This is a genomic window from Selenomonas ruminantium subsp. ruminantium ATCC 12561, assembly GCF_000424065.1.
Classification (GTDB): Bacteria; Bacillota; Negativicutes; order Selenomonadales; family Selenomonadaceae; genus Selenomonas_A; species Selenomonas_A ruminantium.
Genome location: NZ_AUJE01000056.1, coordinates 1 through 10,777, shown reverse-complemented (window position 1 = coordinate 10,777; position 10,777 = coordinate 1). Strand labels below are relative to the sequence as shown.

The following is a 10,777-nucleotide window of genomic DNA, read 5'->3' as shown; positions in this document are numbered from 1 at the left end:
AATAAGAAGTTTTCACTTCTCAAACATCTGGCTTTAATCATGTTGCATGATTATTTGCATTGTTTAGTTTTCAAAGAACAATCTTGTTTTGCGCTTCTTTCGAAGTGCCTGTCGCTTCAAGCGACTCATTTATCATATCACATTTGTTTTAGACTGTCAAGAACTTTTTTAATTTTTCTTTTTTGTCTAAATTCGAAAGCAATCACTTACAATCCCTTGCCAATCAAGGCTTGCTGGATTGTGTTTTCTGTGCTCTCGCCTAGCGACTTGTATTATATTACACGAGTTGCATGCATATGTCAACACCCAAAATGAAAAAAAAATGAAATTCTTGCAAGCCTATTCACCTTGCGGTATAATAGGCCAAAAAGATAAAGGAGCTGGTTACATGATTTCTACTCGTGGGCGCTATGCCCTGCGCGTCATGATTGATTTAGCAGAAAACGAAAACGGTAAATATATTCCCTTAAAAGATATTGCAGCCCGGCAGGAGATTTCCAAGAAGTATTTGGAGATTATCGTAAAGGATTTGGTTGCTGCCGGTATGGTGGTCGGTGCCAGTGGCAAAGGCGGCGGCTATAAGCTCTGCCACCGCCCGCAGGAATACAATGTGGGCGAAATCATCGAACTGATGGAAGGCTCCCTTTCCCCGGTTGCCTGTCTGGCTGACCAGAATTATGAATGTACCCGCACAAACATTTGCAAGACGCTCCCTTTATGGAAGGAATACAGCAGTCTCGTACACGATTTTTTCTATGGCAAGAAATTAACCGATCTGCTCTAATACAAATGGCACTGTCCAAGAATTTTTCGGACAGTGCCATTTTATATGGGATTGAGCGGTTAATCGTTAAAGAGTTCCGTGGAAAGGTATCTATCTCCGGTATCCGGCAGCAGAACCACAATGTTCTTGCCTTTATATTCCGGACGCTGAGCCAGTTTTACGGCGGCAGCTAATGCTGCGCCAGCGGAGATACCGACCAGCACACCTTCGCTATGGGCAAACTGACGGCCATACTTGAAAGCATCTTCGTTGCTGATGGGCAGAACTTCATCGTAGACCTTGGTATCGAGCGTTTCCGGCACAAAACCTGCGCCAATGCCCTGAATCTTGTGCGGGCCTGCCGTCCCCTTGCTGAGTACCGGCGAGCTTTCCGGCTCTACGGCTACAACATGTACATCCGCCTTCTGCTTTTTGAGATAACGGCCTACGCCCGTAAGCGTGCCGCCCGTGCCTACACCAGCGATAAAGGCATCGACTTTGCCTTCCGCATCCTGCCAGATTTCCGGGCCGGTCGTTGCTTCGTGAATAGCCGGGTTTGCCTGATTCGTAAACTGGGAGGGGATGAACGCATTCGGCGTCTCTTTTGCCAGTTCTTCCGCCTTGGCAATGGCCCCCTTCATGCCTTTGGCACCATCGGTCAGTACAATCTGCGCACCATAGGCCTTTAAGAGATTGCGGCGCTCCACGCTCATGGTTTCCGGCATGGTCAAAACGGCTTTATAACCACGGGCTGCGGCAAAGCTTGCCAGCCCAATCCCCGTATTGCCGCTGGTCGGCTCAATAATCACCGTGTCTTTGGTGATTTTGCCCTCCTTTTCCGCCTGCTCAATCATGGCTTTGGCAATGCGGTCTTTGACACTGCCGGCAGGATTCAGATATTCCAGCTTGACCAGAACATTGGCCTGCAGGTCATTTGCTTCAATGAAATTATTTGCTTTTAAGAGCGGCGTATTGCCGATAAGCTCTGTTACACTGTTGTAAATCTTTGCCATGACAAAATTCCTCCTTGTCGTTATTTGGCAGCTGCAAAACCTTTTTCGAGGTCTGCAATGATATCATCAATATGTTCCGTACCGATGGACAGACGGATGGTGCTCTGGGAAATGCCCTGATCAGCCAGTTCTTCATCCGTCAGCTGGGAATGCGTCGTGGATGCCGGATGAATGACAAGGCTCTTGACGTCAGCCACGTTAGCGAGCAGAGAGAAGATTTCCAGGCTGTCGATAAACTTCCAAGCCGCTTCTTTGCCACCCTTGATTTCAAACGTAAAGATGGATGCACCACCGTTCGGGAAATACTTTTCGTAGAGTGCATGGTCCGGATGATCCGGCAGGGACGGATGGTTAACCTTAGCCACCTGCGGATGCTTGCTCAGGAATTCCACCACTTTCTTCGTGTTTTCTGCATGACGGTCAAGGCGCAGGGAGAGTGTTTCTACGCCCTGCAACAGCAGGAAAGCATTGAACGGGGAAATGGTTGCGCCCGTATCGCGGAGCAGGATAGCGCGGATATAGGTGACAAAAGCAGCCGGGCCAACTACATCGTAGAAGGATACCCCATGATAGCTCAGATTCGGTGCTGCGATGCCGGGATATTTGCCGCTGGCTTTCCAGTCAAACTTGCCCGCTTCAACGATTACACCGCCCAGGGTCGTACCATGACCACCGATGAACTTCGTTGCCGAATGTACGACGATATCTGCACCATGTTCAATCGGACGGATGAGATACGGCGTGCCGAAGGTGTTGTCGATAACCAGCGGCAGACCATGTTTGTGTGCGATTTCGGCGATAGCATCAATATCGGGAATATCGCTGTTGGGGTTGCCGAGCGTTTCGAGATAGATGGCTCTCGTGTTTTCCTGGATGGCTCCTTCTACTTCGGCAAGGTTATGGGCATCGACAAAAGTGGTTTCCACACCAAAGTCCGTCAGTGTATGAGCCAGCAGGTTGTAGCTGCCGCCGTAGATGGTCTTCTGCGCTACGATATGACCGCCATTTGCTGCCAAAGCCTGAATCGTGTAAGTGATGGCTGCAGCACCGGAAGCAACTGCCAGAGCTGCCGTACCGCCTTCCAGAGCTGCGATGCGCTTTTCAAACACATCCTGCGTAGAGTTGGTCAGACGGCCGTAAATGTTACCGGCATCAGCCAGGCCAAAACGGTCAGCCGCATGCTGGCTGTTGCGGAATACATAAGAAGTGGTCTGGTAAATAGGTACTGCACGCGCATCCGATGCCGGGTCCGGCTGTTCCTGTCCTACATGCAGCTGTAAAGTTTCAAATTTGTACTGGCTCATAAATAAAATCCCCTTTCATCAAAAAGAGGTTCCAAAAGCACCCTTCATGCCAAGGGTCTTGCTTCTGGAACCTCCAATTCTTTTGGTCAGTTCTTTTCTCTTTTTAGGTTGTATGCCAAATGTTTTTGGCATGTCTATATATTACAATGTTACACCTATTGTGTCAATAGTTTTTGAAAAATTATTTTTGACTGACGCGGATTATCTGCGTAAACTCCTCCCAGCCAATCCGGTCGAGCATATTGCGGAAGCGTTCACCTTTATTGGCGTGCTGTTCAAAGTAATCCAGCGCGGCATCGAGCGCCTTGCGCAGTTTATCCTCACCATAAATCAGCGGCACAATCTTCTTGCCGATGGCAATGCGGTTGCCGTAGAGCCCGCCAAAGGACACGACAAAGCCGGTCTTTTTCTCAAAGGCATCGAATTTGCAGCCCTTGGTGCATTTGCCACAGAAATAGCATTTCTTTCTGTCCCAAAGGATTTTGCCCTTTTCTCTGTCTAAAGTCAGCGCTCCCCGCGGACAGATTTTTACGCAGGCGCCGCAGAGCTTGCACTTATCCTTCTGCCAGACGGGTTTTACGCCACCTTTGATGCCGATATCGTTTTCCTCGGTCTTCAGGCAGTTGTTATGACAGCCCGTAAAGCCCACCTTGAACTTATGCGGCAGCATTTTACCTGCATAGCGCTCGGCAAATTCTTCAGCCAATTTTGCCGTATCAATCAAGCCCGAACGGCAGACGGCATTGCCCTGGCAGGCGGTAATCGTACGCACCTGCGCACCGCAAAAGCCTGTGGCAAGGCCGCCCGCTGCCAAAGCCTTTTTGACTTCCTCGATATCCTGCTCCTTGATAAAGGGAATCTCGATGCCCTGACGGGAAGTCAGATGCACATAGCCTTCGCCAAATTTTTCCGCCACTGCCTGCACGGTCTGCAGCTGGGCAGCGGTGAACTTGCCGCCCACGCTTTTCAGGCGCATGGAAAAACAGCCGGGCTGTTTCTGCTGCATAAAGCCATGGGCTTTGAGCTCCTTGTAATCGTATGCCATAGTATCAGCTCTCCTAAATTTTTTCTTTAAGTATACCCTTAAATCCCTTCGCCGTCTATGCCGCTGAAGACTTCCCGTTCGGTGCGTTCGAGGCGCACGATTTCGCCGTCCTTTACCACAACGATAAGTTCGCCATTCTGCGGCAGGTGATTCATGATATAGCGCATTGCCTTCTGGGAGAACTCGCCATGCGCTTCCTTCTCTGCCGCCAGCACAATGCCGCCGCCCGCCACATCATAGCCGTCCACCAGCACAAAGCGCCCTGTTGCCTGATAATCCTGAAAGCGGTCAAAAGCGATTTCTTCTTTGAGTTTCAAAATCACCTCAGCCACATCATTGAGCCGGATTTCCTTGACCGTATCGGCCGCCCGTTGGTCAAGACTTGAAGCGTCAATAAGTTTTTCAATGCTTTCCACCTGCGCTTCCACTTCCTGCGTGCCGAGTTTTAGCTTATAACGGCGGTTGAGCTGCAAGGGCTTTTTGCCAAGCCAGAACAAGGACACACGCAAACGCTTGCCCGTGAGCGGCGGCGTATCGCCCGCCCGCGTGATGATTTCGCCCCGCTGGTTGAAGAATTCATCGGCCACCTGTATGCCGGTGGAACTTCCGGCATACGCCTGTGTGCGCTGATCTTTTGCCTGCCAATAGGGAAAGGCCACAACTTTGGTCTTGCGGCCGCCGGGATAGATGGCGATTTCATCGCCCACAGCCAACTGCCCTGCTTCAATCCGTCCGGCGATTATGCGGCGGGAATCGAATTTATAGACATCCTGAATCGGCAGGCGCAGAGCGCGGTCAACTGCCGCCTGTTCACCTTCCAACAGGTCTAAAGCCTCCAACAATGGCTCCCCCTGATACCACGGCATATGCACCGACTTGCTGGCGATATTATCCCCCTGCAGGCCGGACACAGGAATATACTTCAGCGGATAAATCCCTAGTTCTGCTAGGAATGCTCCCATATCGTGCTTGATTTTGACAAAGGCCGTTTCCGCATAGCCCGCCAAATCCATCTTATTGACCAGCACATAGACCTTTTTAATGCCCAACAAACTCAACATATAGGCATGGCGGCGGCTCTGTTCCTGCACGCCCTGTTTGCCATCGACAATCAAGAGCGCTGCTTCGGCGCCGGCAGCACCAGAAATCATGTTCTTCAAGAATTCCTTATGGCCCGGCGCATCAATAATCACATAGTCGCGCTTAGCGGTAGAGAATTGAATGCGCGTGGTGTCAATCGTAATGCCCTGTTGCTGTTCTTCCTCGAAGGCATCCAGCAGATAGGCGTATTCAAAGGGCTTGCCCGTATCATGTGCGATTTTTTCGACCTTGTCAATGGCTCCCTGCGGCAGAGAATCCGTATCGTAAAGCAGGCGGCCAATGACCGTGGATTTGCCGTGGTCCACATGACCCACCACGACGATATTCAACCCTGCTTCTTTTTGTTCTAATGCTTTCCCCATTACATATACCCCTCTTTCCGCAGTTTCTGCATCGCATAGGAATCCTCCTGGTCCTGCTTGCGCCCTGCCCGCTCGCTGGTGGTCGTATGCTTTAATTCCTCGATGATTTTATCCAGCGTGTCCGCCTCCGACTCAATCTGCCCCGTGCAGCAGGCGCAGCCCAACGAACGGTAACGCCTGCCGTTCTTGGCAAAATACAAATCAATGATGGGAATATTTTCCCGGCGGATATACTCCCAGATATCTAATTCATTCCAGGCGAGCAACGGATGGACGCGGATATGATGACCTTTCGGAAAATCCGTCTTGAACTGGTCCCAAAGTTCCGGCGGCTGGTTGGCATAGTCCCAGGCATCATCCTCCTTGCGCTCACTGAACACGCGCTCCTTGGAGCGGGAACCTTCCTCATCGCGGCGCACGCCCACAATCAGCCCATCAAAGCCGTATTCCTTGACCACCTGCTTGAGCCCCTCGGTCTTTAGTGCCTGACAGCAGGCCAGCCGCCCTTTATCCGGCCCCATGCCGGCATCAATGGCCGCCTGATTGGTATGGACAATCAAATCCAAATTGAGTTCCTTGGCCACCCGGTCACGATAGGCAATCATTTCCGGAATCTTGTGCTTGGTATCCACATGGATAAACGGGAAAGGGCAGTGGCCATAAAAGGCTTTTTTTGCCAGCCAGAGAAGGACGGTCGAATCCTTGCCGATGGACCATAACATGCCCAGCTTTCCCAATTTCTTGTAGGCTTCCCGTAAAATATAAATGCTTTCTGCTTCCAGCTTATCTAATTTATCTGTTGTTTCGATTGCTTGTGACATAACGCTCCCCCGTTTATTTAATATTGATTGGCTTCCTGCTTCGCCGTGACGATTTCCTCCTGGCTGCCGTCCGGCCACTGCATCTGCCATTTGATTTCTTGTTCATTGTTCTCTGCATAGAGCCGCCCGCCGCGGCCGCCCAAATCTGCCGCCAGATAATAATAGATTGCCTTGCGCGGGCATTCCTTGACACAGGCGGTGCAGCCCCAGCAGTCCCGCACCTCGCGGATAGCGGCTTTTCCTGCACGAAGCTGCAGGAGATTTCCCGGGCAGACCTCCGTGCACAGGCCACAGCCCACGCATTTCTCTTTTTCAATGGCGATACTCATCCGGCCGCCTCCTCTGCTTTTGCTGCTAACGGACGGCGGATAATCTGAATCTGCCCATCTTCTAATCGCGAATTGATAAATACCTTGAACTCGTCGCGCATCTCCGGATAGTCCAAGTACTCGGCAAAGCCCGGCCAGCGGGTTTCCTTGCGCGCCGCTAGATGCGCCAACAGCGCCTGGCAGACGAGCAGCCGTTCCCGCAGTTCAAAAATCTTGAGCAGCCCATAGGCATCTTCCGCCCGCAGGCTGTCGCTAAGACTTTGCAGACGCTCGATATGCTTGGCGGCAATCTGCAGGGAACTTTCGCTATAACCGTAATGTGTCTTAATGCCGCCGGCATATTCATCCATAGCCTGCTGCATAGCTTCTTCGAGACTTTCGGTCGTATAGGGACTGTCTGCAGCTGTGCCGCTAAAATGCTGTATCTGCTTGATAATCGTATCTTTTATGCGAACTAAATCCAATTTCCTTGCCGCCTTAGCCGCAAATCTTGCCGCTGATTCAGCGGCTATCTCCCCTTCGACAAAGGCTCCCGTCACATATTTTTGCGGACAGCCGCCTGCCACATCCCCCGCCGCAAAGAGTCCCGGCAGAGTCGTTGACCGGTCAGCGCCAATCCAATAGCCGCTGGCGGTATGACCACCGACCACATAAGGCTCGGAACCTTCGATTTCCACATCGAACTCCTGCGGACTTAGGCCGCTTTCCCGCCAAAAGAGCGTTTGCGCCGGCGCCATATTGAGATAGGCCCGTTCCAAAGCCGCCGCCTGCTCCGGGCTGATACCATGCGTGGCCAAATAGCAGGGACCATGGCCGGACAGATTTTCCTTGACTACCGCCCAGAGGCGCTGCGCCGTGGTATTGCCGTATTTTCCCTGATACTTTTCCCCGCGTGAGTTGATCTGTGGCGCGCCCACGCCCTGGGCAATCGTACCGGTGGGCGCGATTGTCCCCTTGCACCTGAGGGCAATAAAGCGCATCTCGAAAGTGGTCATCTCTGCCCCGGCCCGCAGCCCCATGGCATAGCCTGCTCCGGTATTGAAGGGACTATACCACATCTTATGACGGGAAGTGCCGGGATGATTGGGTTGGTAAAGCCCTGCCGCCCCGCCCGTGGCACAGATTACCGCCTTGGCGGTAAAGACCACGATTTCTTCCTGTTTCAAGTCAATCCCCCAGGCCCCGCACACCTGACCACCAACTACAAGATAATCCACGATATTGATATGATTTCTGACGTTGACATTTGACTGGCCAAGTACGGCCTTGGCGAGTATCGGCTTGATATTTTCCCCATTGATCTTGATATTGCGCCAGCCCCGCGCGGCATAAGAACCATCGGGATTTTTCTGAATCACCAGCCCCAGTTTTTCGAGCTTGGCGGTTACGTCATTGAGCCCTTCGCTCATGGTTAAGAGCAAGTCCTCCCGCACAATGCCCGCCGCATCTTCTTTGGCATAATCCACATAATCCTGCGGCGTATGCCCCGGCGTGATATAAGCGTTCAGCGCATTAACCCCTGCCGCCAGGCACCCGCTGCGCTTGATATTGGCCTTATCCACCAGCAGGACTTTTAATTCCGGATGTTTTTCGCCCAAGGCCAGTGCCGCATAGCAGCCTGCCGCTCCGCCGCCGATAAGCAAAATATCGGCCTGTTCTTCTCGTACATTCATATCCTCATCTGCCTTATCAAATCACTACGGACTCCTGCCGTTTGGCGCGGTTTTCGATAATCCGCGTCTGCCCGGCCTCTAAACTGTAAATGCGATGGATAAAGGCCAGCGCCTTATCCCCAACCTGCAAAGGCTCCTTTTCCAAACTGCGCGCCGCCCGCAAAATCTGTCCGCGAACTTCGATATCCACCGCCATATTGCTGCCCCGGAAATAGGTGGCCTTCACCACACCCTGTTCGGCTCCCAGCGGCAAAGAAATCTCCCGTTCGTCCTTGGCCAGCTCGATAAACTCCGGCCGAATGATACCCTGATGACTACCCACCTGACTCTGCTCGTCCCCAAACCCCTTAAAGCACGTATAATCCTCCACCTTCACGGACTCACCGATAAAATCTGCCACAAAGGGCGTCTGCGGTGACTGATAGATTTCCACAGGACTGCCCGCCTGCTCAATGCGGCCCTTGTTGACGATGATGATTTTATCGGCCACCTCTACGGCCTCGTCCTGGTCATGGGTCACAAACAAGCTCGTAATGCCCAGGTTGTGAATCGCCTCCCGCAGCCAGCTCCTGAGTTCCTTACGCACCTTAGCATCAATCGCCGCAAACGGCTCGTCGAGCAATAAAACCTTGGGATTGGGTGCCAGCGCCCGGGCAAAGGCCACCCGCTGCCGCTGACCGCCGGAAAGCTGCTGCGGATAACGCTTGGCAACAGCCGTAAGGCCCGTCAGTTCCAGCAGTTCATCCGTCCGCACCTTGATGGTATGGTCATCCACCTTTTGCACCCGCAGGCCAAAGGCCAGATTATCCCGCACCGTCATATGACGGAACAGCGCATAATTCTGAAACACAAAGCCAATGCCACGCTCCCGCGCCGGAATCTTATTGACCCGCCGCCCAGCAATCCAGATATCGCCCTTATCCGGCTGTTCTAACCCCGCCAGCATCCGCAGGAGCGTGGTCTTGCCACTGCCGGAAGGGCCTAACAGCCCTGCCAGCTGTCCTTTTTCCACACCAAAGCTTGCATCATCAGCCGCCTTGAAACGGCCAAAATATTTTTCGATATGTTTCAGCTCTACTTCATACCCCATGTTCACCAGTCCTTTCCGCTCTCGTCAGCCGCCATTCCACCAGATTGCGTAAGATCAGCACCACCACGGCCAGAATCACCAGAATCGAAGCCACAGCAAAAGCCGCTGTAAAATTATATTCATTGTAGAGAATCTCAATATGCAAGGGCAGCGTATTGGTCTTGCCCCGGATATGACCGGACACCACCGAAACGGCCCCAAACTCGCCCATGGCCCGGGCACTGCAGAGGATAATGCCGTAGAGCAGACCCCATTTGATATTGGGCAAAGTAATCTGCCAAAAAATCCGCCAGCCGCTGGCCCCCATAAGCGCCGCCGCTTCTTCTTCCTGCCTCCCCTGTGCCTCCATCACCGGCACAATGCTGCGGGCGATAAAAGGCAAAGTCACAAAGATGGTCGCCAGCACAATCCCCGGCACCGCAAACACCACTGCCACCTGATAGGCCTGCAAGGTATCGTAGAACGGGCTTAACCTGCCAAACAACATGATAAAGAACAAGCCCGCCACCACTGGCGATACCGCAAAGGGCAAATCAATAATGGCCCCCAAAAGACTCTTGCCCTTAAAATCAAATTTCGTCAGCAGCCACGCCGCCGCCAGCCCGAACACGGTATTGGACAGTACCGCAAGAATTGTGGCCTCCGCCGTCAGCCATAAAGCCTTTTGGGCAAAGGGTTCGCTGATGGCCCGCATATAAGCCGCCCAGCCCTTAGCCAATGCCTCCACTCCAATCAGCACCAAAGGCAGGACCATCATGATGACCAGAAAGGCGGCACCAATGAAAATCAGCGACCACTTGACCAGCTTTTCCTGCCAAGCTCCAGCCGCAAGTTTTTCTTTTGCCTTAACACTTGCTAATTTGCTGACCAGTTCCATCAGCCACACCTCCTGACTCTGCCAACATTCCCCCATAGAACCACATGCTCATAACGCTCCCCCCAGTTTCTACGACAAAAAGAGGCTCCACAAATCACCCTTACAGGCAATCTGCAGAACCTCCAATTTTTTTGGTCAGTTCAACCCGATTTACACTTTATACCATCGCCGCTCTTGGACGATGACTTTATGTTACATTATTACACCCATTATGTCAATAGGCGTAAGGCGAATTTGCCAAAAAATATTTCCGCCGAACATCTCTTAATACCTCATCTGTTAGCCTTCGTGGGCAGAGACTAGGAAATTGCAGTTTGTCGGCAAGTTCGTGATAAAGGTATCCAGGTCATACGTTGTCAGGGGCGAACGGGGGAGTACTTTTTCTGATTCCGCTAAACG

Annotated in this window: 10 protein-coding genes; 1 reads left to right on the top strand and 9 read right to left on the bottom strand. The window is 52.2% G+C overall.

The annotated features are described in order from the left end of the window. Positions 1–388: 388 nt before the first annotated feature. Positions 389–784, top strand: coding sequence for an RrF2 family transcriptional regulator (locus G598_RS0114410; protein ID WP_026767529.1), 396 nt, complete (start codon positions 389–391; stop codon positions 782–784). A gap of 59 nt (positions 785–843) precedes the next feature. Here G598_RS0114410 and cysK read toward each other — a convergent pair whose 3' ends face one another. The 9 genes from cysK to cysW form a co-directional block, all read right to left on the bottom strand. Further along, a complete protein-coding gene (cysK, locus tag G598_RS0114405; RefSeq protein ID WP_026767528.1) occupies positions 844–1,776 on the bottom strand; it encodes a cysteine synthase A in 933 nt (310 codons plus the stop codon). Between the two features lie 20 nt (positions 1,777–1,796). Continuing rightward, on the bottom strand, positions 1,797–3,080 hold the full coding sequence (locus tag G598_RS0114400) for an O-acetylhomoserine aminocarboxypropyltransferase/cysteine synthase family protein (RefSeq protein WP_026767527.1): 1,284 nt from the start codon (positions 3,078–3,080) through the stop codon (positions 1,797–1,799). A gap of 181 nt (positions 3,081–3,261) precedes the next feature. Then, on the bottom strand, positions 3,262–4,125 hold the full coding sequence (locus tag G598_RS0114395; protein WP_026767526.1) for a 4Fe-4S binding protein: 864 nt from the start codon (positions 4,123–4,125) through the stop codon (positions 3,262–3,264). A 38-nt stretch (positions 4,126–4,163) separates the two neighbouring features. Beyond that, complete coding sequence (locus tag G598_RS0114390) at positions 4,164–5,588, bottom strand: sulfate adenylyltransferase subunit 1 (RefSeq protein ID WP_026767525.1); 1,425 nt, start codon at positions 5,586–5,588, stop codon at positions 4,164–4,166. Next, entirely contained in the window at positions 5,588–6,409 is an 822-nt protein-coding gene (gene cysD / locus G598_RS0114385; protein WP_026767524.1) for a sulfate adenylyltransferase subunit CysD, read from the bottom strand. Before cysD ends, G598_RS0114390 begins: the two co-directional genes overlap by 1 nt. A gap of 17 nt (positions 6,410–6,426) precedes the next feature. Then, positions 6,427–6,738, bottom strand: a complete 312-nt coding sequence (locus G598_RS0114380) for an indolepyruvate ferredoxin oxidoreductase subunit alpha (protein ID WP_026767523.1) — start codon at positions 6,736–6,738, stop codon at positions 6,427–6,429. Then, complete coding sequence (locus G598_RS0114375; RefSeq protein ID WP_026767522.1) at positions 6,735–8,411, bottom strand: adenylyl-sulfate reductase subunit alpha; 1,677 nt, start codon at positions 8,409–8,411, stop codon at positions 6,735–6,737. The genes G598_RS0114380 and G598_RS0114375 overlap by 4 nt, the downstream gene beginning before the upstream one ends. A gap of 16 nt (positions 8,412–8,427) precedes the next feature. Further along, positions 8,428–9,501, bottom strand: a complete 1,074-nt coding sequence (locus tag G598_RS0114370; protein ID WP_026767521.1) for an ABC transporter ATP-binding protein — start codon at positions 9,499–9,501, stop codon at positions 8,428–8,430. Then, positions 9,491–10,378, bottom strand: coding sequence for a sulfate ABC transporter permease subunit CysW (gene cysW, locus G598_RS0114365; RefSeq protein WP_080657050.1), 888 nt, complete (start codon positions 10,376–10,378; stop codon positions 9,491–9,493). The genes G598_RS0114370 and cysW overlap by 11 nt, the downstream gene beginning before the upstream one ends. Positions 10,379–10,777 lie beyond the last annotated feature (399 nt).